19 protein-coding genes are annotated in these 18,270 nt (G+C 65.9%); 7 read left to right on the forward strand and 12 right to left on the reverse strand.

Annotated elements, in window-relative coordinates; genetic code table 11:
* Positions 1 to 6: 6 nt before the first annotated feature.
* Genes ACX1DW_RS04990 through ACX1DW_RS05020 form a run of 7 tightly spaced genes read left to right on the forward strand, consistent with a single transcriptional unit; the run spans position 7 to position 6,629 of the window.
* Positions 7 to 477 carry a TadE/TadG family type IV pilus assembly protein gene (locus ACX1DW_RS04990; protein WP_394375743.1) on the forward strand — a complete coding sequence of 157 codons (471 nt, stop codon included), beginning with the start codon at positions 7 to 9 and terminating at the stop codon, positions 475 to 477.
* On the forward strand, positions 477 to 977 hold the full coding sequence (locus ACX1DW_RS04995; protein ID WP_458992913.1) for a TadE/TadG family type IV pilus assembly protein: 501 nt from the start codon (positions 477 to 479) through the stop codon (positions 975 to 977). The genes ACX1DW_RS04990 and ACX1DW_RS04995 overlap by 1 nt, the downstream gene beginning before the upstream one ends.
* Positions 971 to 2,188: an AAA family ATPase gene (locus ACX1DW_RS05000; protein WP_458992914.1), complete on the forward strand. Its 1,218-nt coding sequence runs from the start codon at positions 971 to 973 to the stop codon at positions 2,186 to 2,188. Before ACX1DW_RS04995 ends, ACX1DW_RS05000 begins: the two co-directional genes overlap by 7 nt.
* 2 nt (positions 2,189 to 2,190) lie before the next feature.
* Positions 2,191 to 3,624: a CpaF family protein gene (locus tag ACX1DW_RS05005; RefSeq protein WP_133456901.1), complete on the forward strand. Its 1,434-nt coding sequence runs from the start codon at positions 2,191 to 2,193 to the stop codon at positions 3,622 to 3,624.
* Complete coding sequence (locus ACX1DW_RS05010) at positions 3,621 to 4,607, forward strand: type II secretion system F family protein (RefSeq protein ID WP_063543588.1); 987 nt, start codon at positions 3,621 to 3,623, stop codon at positions 4,605 to 4,607. Before ACX1DW_RS05005 ends, ACX1DW_RS05010 begins: the two co-directional genes overlap by 4 nt.
* A gap of 14 nt (positions 4,608 to 4,621) precedes the next feature.
* The gene (locus tag ACX1DW_RS05015; protein WP_063543586.1) at positions 4,622 to 5,593 is read left to right on the forward strand and encodes a type II secretion system F family protein; all 972 of its coding nucleotides are present in this window, start codon (positions 4,622 to 4,624) and stop codon (positions 5,591 to 5,593) included.
* Between the two features lies 1 nt (position 5,594).
* Positions 5,595 to 6,629 carry a tetratricopeptide repeat protein gene (locus ACX1DW_RS05020; RefSeq protein WP_458992915.1) on the forward strand — a complete coding sequence of 345 codons (1,035 nt, stop codon included), beginning with the start codon at positions 5,595 to 5,597 and terminating at the stop codon, positions 6,627 to 6,629.
* Here ACX1DW_RS05020 and ACX1DW_RS05025 read toward each other — a convergent pair.
* The 12 genes from ACX1DW_RS05025 to ACX1DW_RS05080 all read right to left on the reverse strand — a co-directional run bounded on the left by ACX1DW_RS05025 (position 6,607) and on the right by ACX1DW_RS05080 (position 18,250).
* Positions 6,607 to 7,704, reverse strand: coding sequence for an acyltransferase family protein (locus tag ACX1DW_RS05025; RefSeq protein WP_458992916.1), 1,098 nt, complete (start codon positions 7,702 to 7,704; stop codon positions 6,607 to 6,609). The genes ACX1DW_RS05020 and ACX1DW_RS05025 overlap by 23 nt on opposite strands.
* A gap of 20 nt (positions 7,705 to 7,724) precedes the next feature.
* Positions 7,725 to 8,792 carry a glycosyltransferase gene (locus ACX1DW_RS05030; protein WP_458992917.1) on the reverse strand — a complete coding sequence of 356 codons (1,068 nt, stop codon included), beginning with the start codon at positions 8,790 to 8,792 and terminating at the stop codon, positions 7,725 to 7,727.
* Between the two features lie 12 nt (positions 8,793 to 8,804).
* Entirely contained in the window at positions 8,805 to 9,014 is a 210-nt protein-coding gene (locus tag ACX1DW_RS05035; RefSeq protein WP_133456905.1) for a hypothetical protein, read from the reverse strand.
* 37 nt (positions 9,015 to 9,051) lie between these two features.
* Positions 9,052 to 9,393, reverse strand: coding sequence for a hypothetical protein (locus tag ACX1DW_RS05040; protein ID WP_458992918.1), 342 nt, complete (start codon positions 9,391 to 9,393; stop codon positions 9,052 to 9,054).
* A gap of 37 nt (positions 9,394 to 9,430) precedes the next feature.
* Entirely contained in the window at positions 9,431 to 10,636 is a 1,206-nt protein-coding gene (locus ACX1DW_RS05045; protein ID WP_230724869.1) for a glycosyltransferase family 4 protein, read from the reverse strand.
* Between the two features lie 65 nt (positions 10,637 to 10,701).
* Positions 10,702 to 11,736 carry an acyltransferase gene (locus ACX1DW_RS05050; protein WP_458992919.1) on the reverse strand — a complete coding sequence of 345 codons (1,035 nt, stop codon included), beginning with the start codon at positions 11,734 to 11,736 and terminating at the stop codon, positions 10,702 to 10,704.
* Positions 11,737 to 11,781: 45 nt separating this feature from the next.
* Positions 11,782 to 12,894 (reverse strand): glycosyltransferase family 4 protein, encoded by a 1,113-nt coding sequence (locus ACX1DW_RS05055; protein ID WP_285361894.1) that lies wholly within the window; start codon positions 12,892 to 12,894, stop codon positions 11,782 to 11,784.
* A gap of 137 nt (positions 12,895 to 13,031) precedes the next feature.
* On the reverse strand, positions 13,032 to 14,354 hold the full coding sequence (locus tag ACX1DW_RS05060; protein WP_458992920.1) for a hypothetical protein: 1,323 nt from the start codon (positions 14,352 to 14,354) through the stop codon (positions 13,032 to 13,034).
* 25 nt (positions 14,355 to 14,379) lie between these two features.
* Positions 14,380 to 15,678 (reverse strand): hypothetical protein, encoded by a 1,299-nt coding sequence (locus ACX1DW_RS05065; protein ID WP_110777422.1) that lies wholly within the window; start codon positions 15,676 to 15,678, stop codon positions 14,380 to 14,382.
* A complete protein-coding gene (locus ACX1DW_RS05070) occupies positions 15,572 to 16,882 on the reverse strand; it encodes a glycosyltransferase family 4 protein (protein WP_458992921.1) in 1,311 nt (436 codons plus the stop codon). The genes ACX1DW_RS05065 and ACX1DW_RS05070 overlap by 107 nt, the downstream gene beginning before the upstream one ends.
* Before the next feature lie 60 nt (positions 16,883 to 16,942).
* Positions 16,943 to 17,452: a transcription/translation regulatory transformer protein RfaH gene (rfaH, locus tag ACX1DW_RS05075; protein WP_458992922.1), complete on the reverse strand. Its 510-nt coding sequence runs from the start codon at positions 17,450 to 17,452 to the stop codon at positions 16,943 to 16,945.
* 51 nt (positions 17,453 to 17,503) lie between these two features.
* Positions 17,504 to 18,250, reverse strand: coding sequence for a WbqC family protein (locus tag ACX1DW_RS05080; protein ID WP_458992923.1), 747 nt, complete (start codon positions 18,248 to 18,250; stop codon positions 17,504 to 17,506).
* Positions 18,251 to 18,270: the final 20 nt, after the last annotated feature.

Genomic DNA, 18,270 nt, shown 5'->3' on the forward strand with positions numbered 1-18,270 from the left:
GCGGCCATGAGCAGCCAGGCAATATCGGCAAGGGCAAGACAGCGCGGGCTCGCGATGGTGGAACTGGCCATCGCCTTGCCGCTGCTGCTGTTGCTGCTGCTGGCGCTGGGCGAGATCGGCCGGATGCTGTTTCAGTACAACAGCCTGCTGCAGGCCAGCCGCGATGCCAGCCGCTTCGTCGCCGGGCAGGCGTGGAATCGCACCCTTGGTCAGATCGAGCTGAGCGCCGAAATGATCGATCAGGCGCGCACCCTGGCGGTGTACGGCGCCCCTGTTCTGCAGGCGGGCAGCGAGCCGCTGGTCAGCGGGCTGAGCACGTCTCAGGTAAGCGTCAGCGCCTTGGGCAGCAACCACGTGCAGGTCAGCATCAGCTATACGTTTCAGCCACTGATCGGCAGCGGCCTGCCGAACTTCGGTTCGGGCGGGGCCACGCTCGGGTTTCCGCTGGTCGCCACCACCGTGATGAGGGCGCTGTGATGAACGCCAGACGCATGCGCGGCGTGTACGTGGTGGAGTTCGCCATCGTCGGGTTGCTGCTGTTCATCTTGCTGTTCGGTGTGCTGGAGATGGGGCGGCTGTTCTTCACCGTCAACGCGCTCAACGAAACGGTGCGTCGGGGCGCGCGCCTGGCCGCGGTATGCGAGATCCACGAGCCGCGCATCCTGCGCCGGGCGATCTTCAACGCCGCCGAGGACAGCGGTGCCAGCAGTCTGATCGCCAACCTCGAGACCGCAGACCTGACCCTGGTTTACCTGGACGAGAGCGGTGCGGCGATCGCCAACCCGGCGCAAGCCAGCGCCACCGGCTTCAATGCGATCCGCTACGTCCAGCTGCGCGTGGAGAACTTCACCTTCGACCTGCTGATTCCCGGGCTGAGCGGTGTGATCACCCTGCCGCCGTTCTCCTCGACCTTGCCGCGCGAAAGCCTTGGGCGTCATGCCGAGCCCGATGCCGTTCCGGAGATCACCCCATGCTGAATACCCTTGAAAAACCCAGTAGCGTCACGGTGGGAGGCCCGGGCCTGCGGTTGCTCGTCAGCAGCCGCGATGCAGGTGCCCTGACCCGGCTGAAGACGCTGGCGCAGCAACTGCCCGGCCTGCAGGTCAGCACGCGGCTGGTGAGCAATGGACACACCGACCCGCTGTACGGGCTGGAGCAGATGCCCGATCTGCTCCTGCTACACGTCAGCCACCTGTGGCGCGAGGAACTCGCTGCGCTGCAGCAGCACCCGCTCCAGCAGCGGCCGCCGCTGCTGGTCTGCGGCCCTCAGGACGACCGTGACTGCATGCGTATGGCGATGCAGGCCAGTGCCCGCGACTTCCTGCCGGAGCCGCTGGTGGAGCAGGAGCTGTTGGCCGCCATCAGTCGGATCGCGCTGGAAACTCGTGACGGGCACGGGAGCGGTGGCAAGGTCATCGCGATCATGAATGCCAAGGGCGGTTCGGGCGCAACCATGCTGGCCTGCAACCTGGCCCACAGCCTCAGCGCCTATGGCCGCCGCACCCTGCTGCTTGACCTCGACCTGCAGTTCGGCACGGTCGCCCATTGCCTGGATGTGCGTCCGAGCCACAGCCACATGGAAGTGCTGCAGCGGATCGATGAGCTGGACAGCGTTGCGCTGCACGGCTTCTGCAGTCATTTCAGCCCGACGCTCGACGTGCTCGGCGGCCGCGCCAGTGAACTGTGCCTGACCCAGGACATCCAGCTGGAGCAGGTCGAGGCGCTGCTGCGGCTGGCGCGCTCGAGCTATGAGTGGGTGGTGGTCGATCTGCCGCGGCAGATCGACCACCTCACCGGCATCACGCTGGAGCAGGCCGATCAGGTCTACGTGGTGCTGCAACAGTCGCTCAGTCACCTCAAGGATGCCGTTCGCCTGGTACGCATCATGCGCGAGGACCTCGGCATTCGGGGCGACCGCCTGCAGCTGGTGGTCAACCGCTACGACAAGACCGCGCCGGTCAGCCTCAAGGACATCGCCGAAGCGCTGCATTGCGGCGTGCCGCAGCGGCTGCCGAACGACTACGCGGTGATCAACGAAAGTCAGAACACCGGCGTACCGCTGGGCCTGCACGCGCCGCGGGCGCCGCTGACCCAGGGCATCCGGCAGATGGCCCAGGACCTGCTCGGTAACGACACCGCCGAGCAGGGCCTGCTCAAGCGCACCTTTGGACGCCTATTCGGGGGATGACCATGCTCAGCGAACTGCGTACCCGCCTGCAGGCAGGCAAGCGAGCCCCGGCCAAGCAGCCGGTTCCAAACCCCGGCCCGGAACGGCTGGAAACCGGCATGGCGTGGGAAACGCCGGTAGTCGAGAGCCTCTACGAGACCCGCAGCCAGCTCAGCGCGACCGACGCCGAATGGCGGGAAAAGATCTACCAGCAGCTGCTCAAGGTCATGGACCTGTCGCTGCTCGATTCGCTGGAGCCGGCGGATGCGGTGTGGCAGATCCGCGAGATCTGCCAGCGCCTGCTCGACGAGCACGCCGCACCGGTCAGCGCGGCGGCGCGCCAGCAGATCATCAAGCAGATCACCGACGAGGTGCTCGGCCTGGGTCCGCTGGAACCCCTGCTGGCCGACGGCACGGTGTCGGACATCCTGGTCAACGGCCACGCCTCGGTCTATGTCGAGCGTCACGGCAAGCTGCAGCGCACCGATGTGCGCTTTCGCGACGATCGGCATCTGCTGAACATCATCGACCGCATCGTCTCGAGCCTTGGCCGACGCATCGACGAATCCTCGCCGCTGGTGGACGCGCGGCTGAAGGATGGCTCGCGGGTCAACGCGATCATCCCGCCGCTGGCCATCGACGGGCCGAGCCTGTCGATCCGCCGCTTCGCGGTCGATTTGCTGAACGCCGAGAGCCTGATCCAGATGGGCACGCTGACGCCGGCCATCGCCCTGGTGCTCAAGGCCATCGTGCGGGGCCGGATGAACGTGCTGGTGTCCGGCGGCACCGGCACCGGCAAGACCACCATGCTCAACGTGCTGTCGAGCTTCATTCCGCACGACGAGCGCATCGTCACCATCGAGGATTCTGCCGAACTGCAGCTGCAGCAGCCGCATGTGGTACGTCTGGAAACCCGGCCGGCGAACATCGAGGGGCGTGGCGAGGTGAACCAGCGCGAGCTGGTGCGCAACAGCCTGCGCATGCGCCCGGACCGCATCGTCATCGGCGAGGTGCGCGGACCGGAGGCGCTGGACATGCTGGCAGCCATGAATACCGGGCACGACGGCTCGATCACCACCATCCACGCCAATAGCCCGCGCGACGCCCTGAGCCGCATCGAGAACATGGTGTCGATGAGCGGTGCGACCTTCCCGATCAAGGCCCTGCGCCAGCAGATCGCCTCGGCCATCGACGTGGTCATCCAGCTCGAACGGCAGGAAGACGGCAAGCGTCGGCTGGTCAGCGTGCAGGAGATCAACGGCATGGAAGGCGAGATCATCACCATGACCGAGATCTTCGCCTTCGAGCGTCGTGGCATCGGCGAGCATGGCGAGGTGCTCGGCGATTACCGGGCCACCGGGATGGTGCCGAGCTTCCGTGATGTGCTGGCCAAGCGCGGCATCGAGCTGCCGCTGGAGCTGTTCCGGCCGGACTGGATGGAGGGCACGCAGCCATGAGCCAGCTTCCCACCGAGTTCATCCTGATCTTCCTCGGCATGGTCTTCGTCGCGGTGTTCCTGCTCAGCCAGGGGCTGACGGTGCCGGTGTTCGGCGAGGCCGGACGGGTGCGCAAGCGCATCCGCATGCGCTTGCACCTGCTGGAGCAGGCCAACGACCTGCCGAACATGCAGACCCTGTTGCGCCAGAAGTATCTGACCCGGCTGTCACCGCTGGAGGCTGCGCTGGAACAGTTGCCGCTGATGGACCGGCTGGCGCAGATGATCGAGCAGAGCGGTCATGACTACCGCGCCTACCGGGTTGTCCTGCTGGGTGCGGTGCTGGCCGTGCTGGTGGCGGTCGCCACCTGGATGCTGCTGCGCCTATGGTGGCTGGCGCCGCTACTGGGCTTTCTGGCGTTCTGGCTGCCGATCCTGAAGATCAGCGGTGACCGTAGCAAGCGGTTCGCCGAGTTCGAAGAGGGGCTGGCCGATGCGCTGGATTCCATGTGCCGCGCGCTGCGCGCCGGGCATCCGTTCGGGGAGACGCTGCGGTTGGTGGCCGAAGAGCAGAAGGGCGCGGTGGCGCACGAGTTCGGCCTGACCTTCGCCGATCTGAACTACGGCAACGACGTCCGTCGGGCCATGCTCGGCCTGCTCGAGCGCGTGCCCAGCATGACCGTGATGATGCTGGTGACCAGCATCCTCATCCACCGTGAAACCGGCGGCAATCTGACCGAGGTGCTGGAGCGGCTGAGCCGGTTGATTCGCGGTCGCTTCCGCTTCCAGCGCAAGGTCAAGACGCTCTCGGCCGAGGGGCGCATGTCTGCCTGGGTCCTGATCTCCGTGCCGTTCGTTCTGGCCGCGGTGATCATGCTGACCACGCCGGAGTACCTGCCGCTGCTGATCAACGAACCGATCGGACAGAAGCTCAGCCTGGCAGCGTTCGGCGCCATGCTGGTGGGTATCTTCTGGATCCGCCGGATCATCCGTATCCAGGTCTGAGCGAGGACGCAGTCATGGACTATCTGTACGGTCTGGTTCGAAGCGTGGTCGCCGACGAGATGCTGGTGCGCCTGATCTTTCTGGCGGCGGTCGTGCTGAGCGTGATGCTCGCGGTGGGCACCACCGCAGTGTTGCTGATGGGCCTGCAAGACCCGATGCGCCGGCGCCTGGCGCTGATCAAGCGCGGCGGCCAGCGCGAGCACGGCTTCAACGAGCCACCACTTGGTGGCGTGCAGTTGCTGCTGCAGCAGGTCGGTGAGCGCTTCGTCAGCAAGGACGGCGCGCACCTGTCAGGCACCCGGGCACTGCTGCAGCACGCCGGCTATCGCTCGGCATCGGCGCTGCAGATGTACTGGGCGATCCGCCTTCTGTTGCCATTGCTGTTGCTGGTCGCGACCGTACTGGCGCTGCCGCTGGTGACGTTGCCGTCGCTGACGACCGGCCTGATGGCCGCCGGGATCGCGGTCGGCCTGGGTTGGCTGGCGCCGGCGATGTTCGTGGAACGACGCAGGAACGCCCGGCAGCTCCGTTTGCGTACCGCGTTTCCCGATGCGCTGGACCTGATGGTGGTCTGTGTCGAGTCGGGCCTGGCGTTGCCCCAGGCGATCGAGCGGGTCGCCGAGGAGCTGGCGGTCAGTCACGGCGAGCTCGCCGAGGAACTGGCGATGGTCAACGCCGAGATTCGCGCCGGCATATCCAGTTCGGCCGCGCTGGCGCATCTGGCGGAACGGACCGGCCTGGAGGATATCCGCGGGCTGGTCAGCCTGCTGGCGCAAAGCATCCGCTTCGGCACCAGTGTCGCCGACACCCTGCGCATCTATGCCGACGAATTCCGTGACCGGCGTACCCAGGCGGCCGAGGAACAGGCTGCCAAGATCGGTACCAAGCTGGTGTTTCCGCTGATTTTCTGCCTGTGGCCGAGCTTTTTCCTGGTCGCCATCGGTCCCGCCATGATCGGCGTACTCAAAGCCTTCGGGAGACTCTGAGATGAGAAGAATCGCATTGCTGCTGGCGCTGCCGGTCGTACTCGCCGGATGTCAGACCATGGGGCCCGAGCCGGGCGAAGGGCGCTCCATCTACTCGGGCCAGCACTCGGTACTGTACCGGGCGCGGCAACAGGCCGGCTCGCTGGAGCAGGCGCTGCAACTGGCCGACATGGCCTATCAGGCGGGCGATCTGGACCAGGCGCTGTTCCAGTACCTGCGCGCGCTGGAGCTGCAGCCCACGCAGTACTCAGCGCTGGTATGGGTAGGGCGGATCCATCGTGAGCGCGGCAACATCCAGCTGGCCGAGCTGGCCTTCGACGAGGTACTGCGCAAGGCGCCGGACAATCTCGATGCGCTGGCCGAGATGGGCATGCTGCAGCTGGCCAAGCGCGATCAGGAGCGCGCAAGGGAACTGCTCGACCGCGCCGTGTCGCTGGACCAGCAGCGTCAGGCGGGCGGTGATGCCGCTGCGGCGGCAGATGCGCTCAAGGTCGATCGTCAGTCGCCGGTACGGCTGTACAACGCACTGGGGGTGCTCGCCGACCTGAACAACGACTTTGCCCAGGCCGAGCGCTATTACCGGTTGGCCTTGCAGATCGAGCCGCGTTCGGTGCTGGTGCAGAACAGCCTCGGCTATTCCTACTACATGGCCGGGCACTGGCAGGAAGCCGAGCGCGTGTTCCGCCGCGCGCTGGATCGCAACACCGCCTATGCGCCGCTGTGGCGCAACTACGGACTGCTGATGGCGCGCACGGAACGTTACGAGGAGGCGCTGTCGGCGTTCGAGCAGATCGGCTCGCGCGCGCAGGCGAGCAACGATGTGGGCTACATCTGCCTGGTGGAGGGAAAGTTGGATGAGGCCGAGCAGTTCTTCCGCAGCGCTATGGAGCAGTCGCCGTCGCACTACGCCACCGCCTGGGACAACCTGGAGCGCGTTCGCCAGCTGCGCAAGGTGCGCCAGCTCGGTCTCGGCCAGGTGCAACCCGATGCGGTCGCCTCGACTGCCGCCGACGTCAGGGTATTCGCCGTACCCTGACTGGCGGGACGATGGCCGCCGCAGCGGCGGCCTGGTCGCTGCGCGCGGCGCGCGGCAGGTAGCGCTTGAGGCGCAGGGCCGGCGCCTCGATCAGATGCCAGGACAGCACGGCCAGCAGGAGGCTGCCGGCGAAGCTCAGCAGCATGAAGGGAACCAGGGATAGCTGCCCATCGGTCCAGTGCATCAGCAGTTGCTGAAGTGGAAAACTGAAGATGTACAGGCCGTAGGAGAAGTCGCCGGCCTTGCCGAAACCGGACAGGCGCGGCACGCGCAGGTGTGCCAGATAGAGCGTCAGGTAGGGCAGGGTGAGCAGGTGCACCAGTTCCCAGTGCTCGCCGCGGGCGCTGACGAGATTGGCCGCGAGCAGTAGCAAGGCGAGCGTCCAGTGCCAGTGAATGCGCAAGCGGTACAGGTACAGCACCACGCCGGCATAGAAGAACATCCCCAGCCGCGAGGCCTTGCGTAGCAGGTCGCTCTGCAGCTCGAGCAGCGGCATCAGATGAAAGTGCACGCCCACCAGCAGCATCAGGCCGATCAGCGCGCTGTTGCGACCGAAGCACTTGAGCAACCCCAGGGTGAGCACTGAGGCGTACATCAGTACCTCGTAGGGCAGCGTCCACAGCGAGCCGTTGACCGTATGTGGAAACGGATTGGTGGCAAAGGTCCCGGGCAGGCGGAACTCGGTGATCAGCGCGGCATTGCTCAGGTAGGCGAGTGTGCCGGGTGCGGCGAAATAGTCGCCCAGCGGCAGCGCCGTCGCCAGCGGGCCGACCAGCAGGACCGCCAACAGCACCGATACGAGCAACGCCGGAAGGATGCGCAAGGCCCGCTTGGCGGCGAAATCCAGCACGCTGCGACTGTTCAGCCATGAGCCAGCGATGAGAAAGCCGCTCATGACGAAGAAGATGTGCACGGCGATGTCCGCCGAGTCGTAGCTGCCGCTGAACAGGCGCAGGGGCTCCCGGTCAGCCTGCCCGGACAACCCGTAGCTATGGCCGAACACCACCATCGAGGCGGCGAAGAACCGCAAAAAATCGAAGTTGTTGTCTCTTGGCGCGGTGGTTGGCGCGTGCATCGGTTCCCCCTTGGGTGTGATCAGCGCAGCGGAAAGGTCTGGTTCATTCCCAGCGTGCGGCTCTCGCCATCACGGATGGCCTGCTCGATCAATCGCAGCCGCTGCGGAGTCTGATGCCGCCGGGCGATGTAGCGCAGCAGCGCGAGGAAGATCCGCCGGTTCAGGCGGTACAGCCAGGGCGAGGCCGCCCAGATGTGGGTGTCGAACCAAGCCTGGTTGCGTGCGGTGTAGTAGGCGCGGAAGTCGGAGTCGCCGAGCAGGAAGGCTTCATAGATGTTGCGGCTGCGTGCCTTGATGTTCCACGACAGCTCCAGCTCGTCGATCACGGCGTCGGTGACCAGGCGCAGCCGGCCGCCACCGGCAGTGATGCGGCGGGTGTACTCGGTGTCGTCGGCGTAGAGCACCAGGTCGCGCAGTGGCACTCCGATGGTCTGGTACAGGCTGCGGTGGGCGAGCATGCCGCCATAGGGCGCGAACGGCAGATCCAGCGTACGCGGCGGGATGCCTTGCGGGCGCCCCCAGGGCAGGCGGCGCCAGATCTTGTAGGGCAGCTGCGCGACGTGAAATCCGAAGTAGCTGGAGCGCGGCTGGATGGCGAAGCGGCCCGGTACGCCGCGGGCGATGTCCTCCTGCTGGCTGGCGCGAAAGCCCAGTACCGCGGCGCGATCCAGGCCGACCTCGTGACCGAGGCGGGCCAGCTCCTCGTGCAGCAGGCGTACGGCGGCCGCGGTGGGTGCATTGTCGTCATCCATCATCCAGATGTAATGCGCGCCCTCGGCGAGCGCCGCCTGCAGCCCGACCGCGTAACCGTTGGCCGAGCCGGTGTTGTGTTCCAGCGAAATGATGCGTACCTGGCCGGGCCAGCGGCTGCAGAGCTGCTCCAGCGGCGCGCGTGACGCATTGCTGACCACCAGCACGCGTGTGATCTGCTCGAAGCGGAAGGCCTGCTCGATCAGGCGCTGGAGGAATGGCAGGCGCTCGCCATAGGTCACCGTGACGATGGTGGTTTGCTTAAGGGCCGCCTCGTCGGGCAGCTCGGCGGCTTTCACGTACGGACGCAGGGCTTCGGGGCATGCAAGGTTCGACATGGCGGGCATTCCTCAGCCTTGTTCGGAGGTGGCGACTGGGATATCGCCGGTGGGCGCCGCGGGGGCTAGCCGGTCATCGTCGTCGGGGCTGAAAAAGGCGTGGAATACCCGAATGAAGGTTTCCCCCGGGGCGCCGCTGGCGCCCGGAGCGGGAATGAGTTCGGTATAGGAGTAGCCGTCCGCCAGAACCAGCGAGGTCCTGGATGGTGCGTCTGTGCTCATGCTGTAGCTCCTGAAGAAGCGGGGCTGCGGGCCCTGATCAGAATGAATAACGTCTGTTGTCCACCGGCCGGGTAGGAAGCGAGTCCGAGGCGGGTTCAGCGAAACGATGCTGTCGAGCGCCCGGCAGCGGGCTGGCGTTCTGGCCACCGCCGGATGCGCCGCAGTGCGGTGCGACAGTGGCCGGGGCGGGTCGGTAGGCGATGACGCTGGGGCCGTTGGCGGGATCGCATGCGTGGTCGTCGATGGCGCCGGGTGTCGGCTGTGCCGGGGCGGTCGAAAGCGGTTCGCTCATGCTCATGGCACCGCTCGATCCGCTCATCAGCACAAGGGCAAAGCCGAGCGCGCGGGTCGCCCGCAGCCATTGCTTTACTGTGTTCATCCTTGAAGCCTCGTAAATGTGATGGGGAAGGGTGTGGTCAGGCGTGCTTTATCGGAACGACCGCGGCCGGATAGAGCGGCGTGCTCGGTTGAGAACTGGGCGCCAGGGCCAGGCCGTCGCCGAGCCTGGCTTCGCGCAGTCGCGCCTCGACGAAGGCGCGGATCTCGAGCTCGAATCGCTCACCCGAGAAACGTTCGGCGTTGCGCCGGCAGCTTGCCGCGCTGATACGCGCGCGCTGGTGTTCGAACTCGTCGATGGCCGCGATGATCGAAGCGGTTGTCTGCTCGGGGTAGAACACCCCGGTGGGCTCGGCATGCTCGAGCCCCCGCACGGTTTCCAGCACACCGCCGCGACCGTAGGCGATTACCGGGGTGCCGCAGGCCTGGGCCTCGATCGGCGCGATGCCGAAATCCTCTTCTGCGGCGAAGACGAACGCCCTGGCGCGCTGCATGTGGCGCAGCAGCACCTCGAAGCTCTGGTAACCGAGCAGGGACACATTGGGCCCGGCGACTTCGCGGGCCTTGTCCATCTCCGGGCCGCTGCCGATCACGATCAGGCGCTTGTCCGGCATCGCCGCGAAGGCCTCGACGATCAGCGGAATCTTCTTGTACGGCACCATGCGAGATGCGGTCAGGTAGAAGTCTTCCTTGGCCTCGTGCAGGGTGAACTGGCGGGTATCCACCGGGGGGTAGATCACCGTGGACTGGCGCCGGTAGCTCTTGTTGATGCGCCGGCCGATGAAATGCGAATTGGCGATGAACTCGTCGACGCCACTGGCGGTGCGCTGATCCCACATGCGCATGTAGTGCAGCAGCATGCGCGCCAGCTTGGCCTTGACGCCGCGCTCCAGGCTGGCTTCGTGCAGGTACTGGTGCTGCAGGTCCCAAGCGTAGCGAATGGGCGAATGCACGTAGCTGATGTGCAGCTGGTTGGGGCCGGTCAGCACGCCCTTGGCCACCGCATGGCTGCTGGAAATGACCAGGTCGTAGGCCGACATGTCCAGCTGCTCGATGGCCAGCGGCATCAACGGCAGATACTTCTGATAGTGCGTGCGGGCCTTGGGCAGCTGCTGGATAAAGGTCGTGGTGGCGCGCTTGCCGCCGAGGTGGGCGCGGTCTTCATCGGAGAGGAAATCGATGACGGCGAACAGGTCGGCGTCCGGCCACACGGCGCACAGCCCGGCGAGCACGCGCTCGGCGCCGGCGTAGGTCACCAGCCAGTCGTGAACGATGGCAACTTTCATGGATTGACTTCCTTGGTCTAGAGGATCGGCGGCAGGGCCGCCTTGCAGGCATGAAACGGGGATGGTCAGCGCGTGTGCAGGCGTGCCAGTGGCAGCAGGCCGCTTTGCCCGGTGAGGCGCTTGCCGGCGTGCGCCAGCGGTTGCTCTAGCAGCCAGCGACAGAGCATGGCGCTGCCCAGTGCCAGCAGCAGACCCAGCAGTGCGGTGCCCATTACCGCGCCCGGCCCGCTGATTGCGAGGTTTTGCATCAACAGCGCGGCCAGTCGCTGCATCGCTGGCAACAGCAGATAGAGCCCATAACCGAGCTGGCCCAGCCAGACCAGCAGCGGCGTGCCTATCGTCAGGCGACCGGTGAGCAGCACGAAGCCGGCCAGCGCCACGGCGTAGGTCAGCAGCTGCCGTGCCCAGGCCGCGTCGCCCTGCGACCAGCCGGCGAGAAAGATGACCGGCAGCACCAGCACGTAGGCTCGTCGCGTGTAGCGTGCGTATTCCCGGGCGCGGCGGCGGGCGTAGCTACTGTCGGCATGCTGCGCCTCGTGCCGCAGGGAGGCGAACAGCATCAGCGAAACCAGCAACGGCAGCGTGACCGGCAATGCGCCATCCAGCAGCTGCCGGGCCAGCGCCAGCAGGAGCGAGCAGGCCAACAGCAGCAGAGCGGCACCGGCGCGCAGACTGACGCTGTGCAGCAGGCCGAGCTGATGCATCAACAGGCACAGCAGATAGAACAACAGGATCGGCGGCATCGCGCCGTAGGCGCTGGCGACCTCGAACGGGATGGCTTGCTTGGCTGCTGCCACCCCGGGCAGCCAGGCCGACGCCTCCGGCAGCAGCAGCGCCGTCAGCAGCGCGGCCAGCAGGTAAAGCGGCACCAGGCGCAGCAGACGGCGCACCACGAAGCCGCGTCCGCCGTCGCTGCTGGCATGCAGACTGGCCGGCACCACGAAGCCGCAGCCGAGCAAGAACCAGAGCGTCGCCAGTAGCCAGAGGTCTACGCCCAGGCCCGCCGTAGCGCCGTCAGCCGTTGCTAGCGGCAGCGCGTGCATGAGCAGCAGGAGTGCTGCGCCGCCGCGCAGCGCATCGACATGTGCCAACCGTTCCATGGTCTGCCTCGCTTGATGATTGAACGAACGAACCGGGGAGGGCGCTCAGGGCAGGCGCCGCTCGGATGACCAGGCAACCATCGGAGGCGGGCTGCGCTTGCCGGTCAGGGTCTGGTCGATGAGTTGCGAGACGATCTGTGCCGAGCGCTTCCAGGAGTAGCGCAGCACATTGCCTTCGCCCAGGGTGCGCAGGTCGTCGCGCAGCTGCGCATCGCGCAGCACATGGCCCATGCAGCGGGCGATGTCCTCGATGTCGAGCGGGTCGAAGTACAGCACGCTTTCGCCCAGCACCTCGGGTATCGATGCCGCCCGCGCCGCGATCACCGGACAGCCGCAGGCCTGAGCCTCCAGCGGTGGGATGCCGAAGCCTTCGTACAGCGACGGGAAGACGAAAGCCCTGGCACCCTGGTACTCACGCACCAGCTGCGCATCGTCGATGCGCCCGAGCAGGCGCACCCGGCGGTCATCGCTTACGCTGCCATCGGTGCCGGAGAACACCGAATGCGAATCGCCGACGATGTGCAGCTCGACGTCGTCGAAGCCCTCCAGGCTGAGGAATGCCGCGACCATGCGGGCGAAGTTCTTGTGCGCATTGGGCGAGGAAACCGCCAGCAGGTAAGGCTTGTCCCGCTCATTGGGTGCCTGCGGATCGGGCGGGCGGAACGTCGACGCGACTGCGTTGGGCACCACGCAGATCTTCTCGCTCGGATAACCGTAATAGCCGGCGATTTCCCGGCGGGAAAAGTCGCTGACGGTGATCAGCGCCTTGATGCGTCTGAGCAGCAATGGCGTCAGCCCCTTGTAGAAACCGCGGAAGGCGCGTGAGTAGCTCTCCGGGTGGCGAACATAGGTAATGTCGTGATGGGTGGCGACCTGGTTGCGGTAGATCAGCGGCGCGGTGTTGCACAGCGAGACGAGCGGCGGCGAGCCGTTGCGCGCCAGCCACAGCGGCAAATCCAACTGTTCCCATAGATGGCCGCTGTGGCGACCGATGCAGCGCACCTGCAGACGCTTGGCGCTGTCGTGCATGCGAATGTCGTGCGGTGCGACGAAGGTCAGGTCCTTGCGCGTCGCGCCCAGCTCCAGGCAGACCTGTTCGGCGAAGCGTTGTACGCCGCGGGTCTCCTGGGTGAGGAATCGTGCGTTGATGACGATCATCCGGGTTCTCCTTGCGGGGGTACCAGGTATTCGGTTGGAAAGGTCAACCAGCGCGGGCGATGGGCATCCCTGCGACCGGCGATGTCACCGGCAGGTTGTTCGCACGGGCGCCTCGATCCGCGGGCTGTCGCGTGTGCTCAGCCCTCGGTGGCGACGGCGCGCAGGCTGATGATCTTGGGAAAGCCGTCGAGCTTCACCGTGGTGCTGCAGGCGTCGTCACTGGCCGGGCAGCGCCATTCGTTGCCAGTGGTCACCCGTCCGTGGCGGGGCTGCGCGGTATCGATCATCGCCACGCGCCCGGTGATGCCTTCGTTGTTCTCGTTGCCGCGCAGCTCGACGGTCCTTGGCTTGCCGGTGCTCCAGGCCACCAGCAGTTCGTCCTCGCCCCGGGCGAAGCGCAGCATCACCACATCATTTGCAGTGTTTTCCAGGCGGCCGAGGTAGGCGTATTGGCTGACGATCTCGCTGATCGCGGCGAGCACCGGGTAGGCCGGTTTGGGCGTGAAATCCTGACGCACCAGGCCGAAGTTGTGCTCGCGCTCGGTCTTGTCGGTGCCGTCGTTGCGGAAGTCGTACCACCACATGCCCTTGATGTTCGGCAGCGTTCGGGCGAGGAAGAATGCCCGCGCCAGGTAGGCGGCCTGCAGGGTTTCGTCGATGCCGCACGCGCCCTGATGCGAGGGCCAGGCCATCTCGGTCAGGTAGAGCGGCACCGGACGCCCGGCGGCGCGGGTCAGTTCCTTGTCCACCTCGGTCATCCAGTCGATCCAGGCTTCCGGTGTATTGCGCCGCCAACCGCGGCAATGCACGTAGGGGTGCAGCGAGAGGCCGTCCACCGACTGCATCAGGCCGTTCTCCAACAGGCGCAGAGCGAAACCAGACTCGATGCCCTGGCTGGTCACGGCGCCGGCCAGCACGGTGGCAGCCGGGTCACGCTGGCGGATGATCCCTGCCGCGTCGGCGATGAGCCGGGCGTAGTCCTGGGTGAACGCCGGGTCGCGGGGGTCTTCCACGTCCCACTCGTTCCAGATCTCGTAATAGGCCACCTGGCCCTTGAGGTTCTCGGTAACGAAGTCGACGTAGCGGTTGTACGCGGCCCGCACCGGCTCGCTTCTGGGCTTCTCGCCATCCCCGTGATGCTGGTTGCCATAACCGAGAATGAACTGGGTGCTGAGGCCATGGCGAGCGGTTTCCTTCAGATAGCGCTGCCAGGACGGTTCGATCTTCAGCTGGTTCGGCTGGCGCTCGACATAGGCCCAGTGGGCATCGGTGCGCACCGAGGTGATGCCGGCATCGCGCATCATGGTGTAGGCGCGACCGCTGGGGTCGCCCTTGTGCAGCTCATGGGCACAGACACCGACGACGAAGGGTTCGTCAACGGTTTGCGCCGTAATCTGGAACGAACAGCCGAGCAGACCGCCGTACAGTACGGCGTTGAGCAGGGTAGAGCGCATCGTCATGTGGATCATCCGTGAGGGTTGAGGCTCAGATCAGGCGTTGCAGTTCGGGTAGCCGCTGGGCAGCGAGGCCGTCGGCCGGCGACCGGGCCGGGGTCAGCACATGGGAGATCGCCAGGCCGAGGAACAGCGTGGCCGTGGTCACCTCCAGCACATCGGTGGCCCAGGCCACCAGACACAGGCAGAACACGATCGGTAGCAGCGCGTTGCGCCACCGCGATCCGCGCTCGTGCAGGCGCAGCATGAGCGGGAAGGTCAGCAGGTAGAGCAGCACGCCGAAGATCCCGAGCATCCCCCACAGATACAGCGCGGTGTTGTCAGCGATGCTCAGCAGCTCCAGCCCCGGTAGCGGATAGACCTGGCCGGCGCTGCCCACCGCGCCGAAGCCGGCGCCCCACCAGCCCCAGCCTTCACGGGTGATGACGCCGATGAAGTTCGGCCAGCTGTTGATCAGCCGGTCGGCGAACGAGGCGAGCAAGGTGCCATTGTTGGCCGCATTGGGGTCCAGGCTCAGCACCAGGCTGGCCATCGGCAGCATCAGGCCGACCAGCACTGCAACGAGAAAAGCCGTGGCGCTGGCAAAACGATATGCGGTGACGATCAGCATCAGCAGGGTCAGCACATAGGCCGCCGCGGTGGACTTGTTGGTGGTCAGCACGATGCCGATCAGCGCGGCGACATACAGCATCAGCCGCAGCAGCCGCGAGCGGGTGAACGCGGCGATGAACAGGCTGTAGATCGCGATCATCACCGACAGCGCCGTGGACATGCGGGCGAAACCGCCGATGCGGTCGATGTCGTCGAACGCCCAGGAGCGGTTGGCGCTCAGTTCCACCTCGCCGACCATGTAGCTGTAGCCCTTCCACGGCACGCTGGTGAGCAGGTCCAGGGCGATACCGACGAACGAGGCGATCAGGCAGAAGCCGATGATTCGCCGCAGCAGCCCGAGCCGCAGCTCCAGGTGCCGGCCGCAGATCAGGCCGAACAGCAGCGGGATGTAGATGAACAGGCTGAAGCCGATGTTGTGCAGCTCCGCCCCATGCATCAGCGCCAGCTGGCTGGACGTCACCAGGCCGAGCAGCACCAGCCAGAACAGTGGCCAGCCGCGATAGCGCAGCAGCTCCAGGCTCAGCGCCGCCAGACAGGCAATCTTGGGCAGGTACAGCAGCCAGGAGATCCCGGCCATGTCGAAGTAGTAGCGCAGGGCGCCGGAGAAGGTTTCAGTCAGCAGCAGCGAGGCGACGACCAGCGTCAACAGGGTCGGCTTGTCGAAGGCCAACGGATTCGAGTCGCGTGGTCGCGGGGTGATCAGCAGGCTCTGGTTCATGGTGGATTCTCGTTCCCTGAAGCGTCTCGTGCAGGATCGACTGATAGCGGTCCAGCATGCGTTCCATATCCAGCAGTGGCAGCACGCTGGCGCGGGCCTGGCTGGCAAGGCGGTGGCGTAGGGTGCCGTCGATGTACAGCCAGAGCATGGCGATGCCGAGCGAATCCGGATCGTCGGGCGAGCAGAGCAGACCGTTGTGTCCGTCGCGGATGATCTCGGGCAGCCCGCCCATGTCGCTGGCGATCACCGGCAGCTGATTGGCGCAGCCCTCGACGGCCACCAGGCCGAATGGCTCGGCCCACAGCGAGGGCACCACCAGCACGTCGATGCTCTGCATGAACTCGTCGCGGTCGCAGTAGCCGAGAAAGCTCACCTTGGCCGGGTCGGCCATGGCCTTGAGGCGGGCCTCGTAGTCCAGCTTGCCGCGCCCGGCGATATCCAGCCGTGCATCGATCCCCAGGCGCTGGAACTGCGTGATCAGCCAGCCGACACCCTTGTTCTCCGAAAGCGTGCCGATGTAGCCGAAGCGCAGCGGATGACCGCTGCGTGGTTTGAGTCGGCTGCCCATGCCGGTCTCGGCCGGTGTGCAGTTGTGCACTACATGCTGGCGAGCGTGGCTGAAGTATCCCTGGGCGGTGATGCGTTCGAGAATGAAGCGGCTGACACCGATCACGGTCGAGACCTGCGTCGAAGCGCGGGCGTGGCCGAGGCGGAACGTCGAGCACAGGCCACACTGGCGCTGGCAGCTCCTGCCGTGGTTGAACATGGTGTCCTTGGGGCAGAGCAGATACAGGTCGTGCAGCACCTGGACGATGGGCAGGCCCGCGGCGCTGATCTCGTCCCAGGCGGAAATCGACCAACCGGTGAGGTTGTTGCTGACGACGATGTCCGGCTGCTCGCGCTCGATCACATCGCGCACGTGGCGGCGCATCTCGCCGTTGTAGCGGTCGCGGTAGTGCCAGCCGAGTCGGGCCAGGCGGCTCGGGCGTTGCTGGGTGTAGTGCCAGTAGAAATTGGCCAGCCCGGCACGATAGACGCGCACCTGGTTCTGGGTTTGCGAATGCAGGCCGGCATCCGGGCCGGTCGCCAGTACGACCACCTCACAGCCACGCCGCTGCAAGCCTTCGGCGAGGTGGCGCAGCATGACTTCAGCGCCACCGCCTACATGCGGCGGGTAGAACGCGTTGAGCAATAGGATCTTCATGGTTTGGCTCGCTGTCTGGGCCTGTCAGGCCGTGCGGGTTCAGCGAGAACCCGCCTGATCTCAGGCATGGCACTGGAGGTAGCGGTTGGGCACCCGTACCTTCTGTTCTCGCTGCAGCAGGTTGAGCAGGATGATCGAGCGCTCCTCGCCATCGCTGGCGACGAAGATGGCTTCGATATCGGCGAAGCTGCCACCGCAGACCTGGACCCGCTCGCCCGGCTTGAAGGTCAGGTTCGTCGGGCGTTCGTCCCGGGCCAGGCGTTGTCGCAACTGCTCGATCAGCTCGTCGCGTACCGGCGTCGGCTGGCCGCCGAAGGTCACCACGCGGCTCACGCCACGCGTCGAGCGGATCGGGTACCAGTTGTCATGTGTGCAATCGAGGCGGATGAACAGGTAACCCGGAAACAGCGCCTCGCCGGTTCGGCCGGGCGTCGAGCCACGGCTGGTCGAGAGCGCCTTGAGCGGCCGATAGCACTCGAAGTGCTGGCGCAGCAGGTGTTCCTCGGCGCGAGCCTCCTGTCGCGGCTTGGTCTGGATCAGGTACCAGCGTGCGGTTGTGTCGGTGGTCATGAAGGTGTCCTTCCCTTGTCGACGGTTCCGTATTCCTACGGCCAATGGCGGTCATGCCGGCATCAGCGTTGCTCGTTTCTCATGGCCTTCCACCACGCTGAAACGCAGCAGCAGGCCCTTCAGTTGTTCGCGGCTGTTGAACATCATCACGTCGATGATCGACAGCGACGGCACGAATGCATGCTTGAGCTGGGGGTAGACGACGTCATCGTCCATGCGCAGGAAGCGCAGCAGCAGCCCCTCGGCGCGGAAGCGGGCGGGGCAGTACAGCTCCATGCCGCCGATGGGGTTGAGGTAGAGCTCGCCATCCATGCGATGGGTGATCTGGATGACGCGCTCCTGCATGTCCATCTTCGCCGGCAGATCGAGGCTGGAGCCGCGGTAGATCGGCGTGCGGATGTCCAGATAGGCGCACAGCCGGCGCAGCGAATGCTCGGCAAAGGTCGCCAGGTTGCGCTCGGGGCATTCGAGGATGCTCTGGATCAGCGGCAGCACCGTGTCGCGCTGCGGCGCCCTGGCATAGCTGCGCTCGAGCGTCTTCATCAGGGCCGCGGCTTCCTTGTCGAAGTCATCGCACAGCCAGCGTTGGTTGATGCGCTCGGTCTGATGGCCCTTGCGTAGCGGGAAGGTGATCAGCTTGGGCTGACCGTTGACCAGTATCCGGTTGCGGTTCATCCATGAGCCCTTCACGTATTGCAGGTCGTCACCCAGCACGAATACGTCGCTGAGGGCGATCAACTGAAAATAGCCCAGATAGGGAAAAAGGTAGGGCTGCATCATCGAGACGGTTCTGAGCATGGCGCACCTCCGTGTCTGCA

The organism is Stutzerimonas sp. KH-1 (genome assembly GCF_054483855.1).

Bases quoted from the DNA above. Each gene is read 5' to 3' on its own strand.
- ACX1DW_RS04990 (WP_394375743.1), top strand. From the start codon at position 7: ATGAGCAGCCAGGCAATATCGGCAAGGGCAAGACAGCGCGGGCTCGCG.
- ACX1DW_RS05080 (WP_458992923.1), bottom strand. From the start codon at position 18,250: ATGCTCAGAACCGTCTCGATGATGCAGCCCTACCTTTTTCCCTATCTG.
- ACX1DW_RS05055 (WP_285361894.1), bottom strand. From the start codon at position 12,894: ATGATCGTCATCAACGCACGATTCCTCACCCAGGAGACCCGCGGCGTA.
- ACX1DW_RS05040 (WP_458992918.1), bottom strand. From the start codon at position 9,393: ATGAACACAGTAAAGCAATGGCTGCGGGCGACCCGCGCGCTCGGCTTT.
- ACX1DW_RS05050 (WP_458992919.1), bottom strand. From the start codon at position 11,736: ATGGAACGGTTGGCACATGTCGATGCGCTGCGCGGCGGCGCAGCACTC.
- ACX1DW_RS05025 (WP_458992916.1), bottom strand. From the start codon at position 7,704: ATGCACGCGCCAACCACCGCGCCAAGAGACAACAACTTCGATTTTTTG.
- ACX1DW_RS04995 (WP_458992913.1), top strand. From the start codon at position 477: ATGAACGCCAGACGCATGCGCGGCGTGTACGTGGTGGAGTTCGCCATC.
- ACX1DW_RS05065 (WP_110777422.1), bottom strand. From the start codon at position 15,678: ATGAACCAGAGCCTGCTGATCACCCCGCGACCACGCGACTCGAATCCG.
- ACX1DW_RS05005 (WP_133456901.1), top strand. From the start codon at position 2,191: ATGCTCAGCGAACTGCGTACCCGCCTGCAGGCAGGCAAGCGAGCCCCG.
- ACX1DW_RS05030 (WP_458992917.1), bottom strand. From the start codon at position 8,792: ATGTCGAACCTTGCATGCCCCGAAGCCCTGCGTCCGTACGTGAAAGCC.
- ACX1DW_RS05015 (WP_063543586.1), top strand. From the start codon at position 4,622: ATGGACTATCTGTACGGTCTGGTTCGAAGCGTGGTCGCCGACGAGATG.
- ACX1DW_RS05070 (WP_458992921.1), bottom strand. From the start codon at position 16,882: ATGAAGATCCTATTGCTCAACGCGTTCTACCCGCCGCATGTAGGCGGT.
- ACX1DW_RS05000 (WP_458992914.1), top strand. From the start codon at position 971: ATGCTGAATACCCTTGAAAAACCCAGTAGCGTCACGGTGGGAGGCCCG.
- ACX1DW_RS05035 (WP_133456905.1), bottom strand. From the start codon at position 9,014: ATGAGCACAGACGCACCATCCAGGACCTCGCTGGTTCTGGCGGACGGC.
- ACX1DW_RS05060 (WP_458992920.1), bottom strand. From the start codon at position 14,354: ATGACGATGCGCTCTACCCTGCTCAACGCCGTACTGTACGGCGGTCTG.
- rfaH (WP_458992922.1), bottom strand. From the start codon at position 17,452: ATGACCACCGACACAACCGCACGCTGGTACCTGATCCAGACCAAGCCG.
- ACX1DW_RS05020 (WP_458992915.1), top strand. From the start codon at position 5,595: ATGAGAAGAATCGCATTGCTGCTGGCGCTGCCGGTCGTACTCGCCGGA.
- ACX1DW_RS05010 (WP_063543588.1), top strand. From the start codon at position 3,621: ATGAGCCAGCTTCCCACCGAGTTCATCCTGATCTTCCTCGGCATGGTC.
- ACX1DW_RS05045 (WP_230724869.1), bottom strand. From the start codon at position 10,636: ATGAAAGTTGCCATCGTTCACGACTGGCTGGTGACCTACGCCGGCGCC.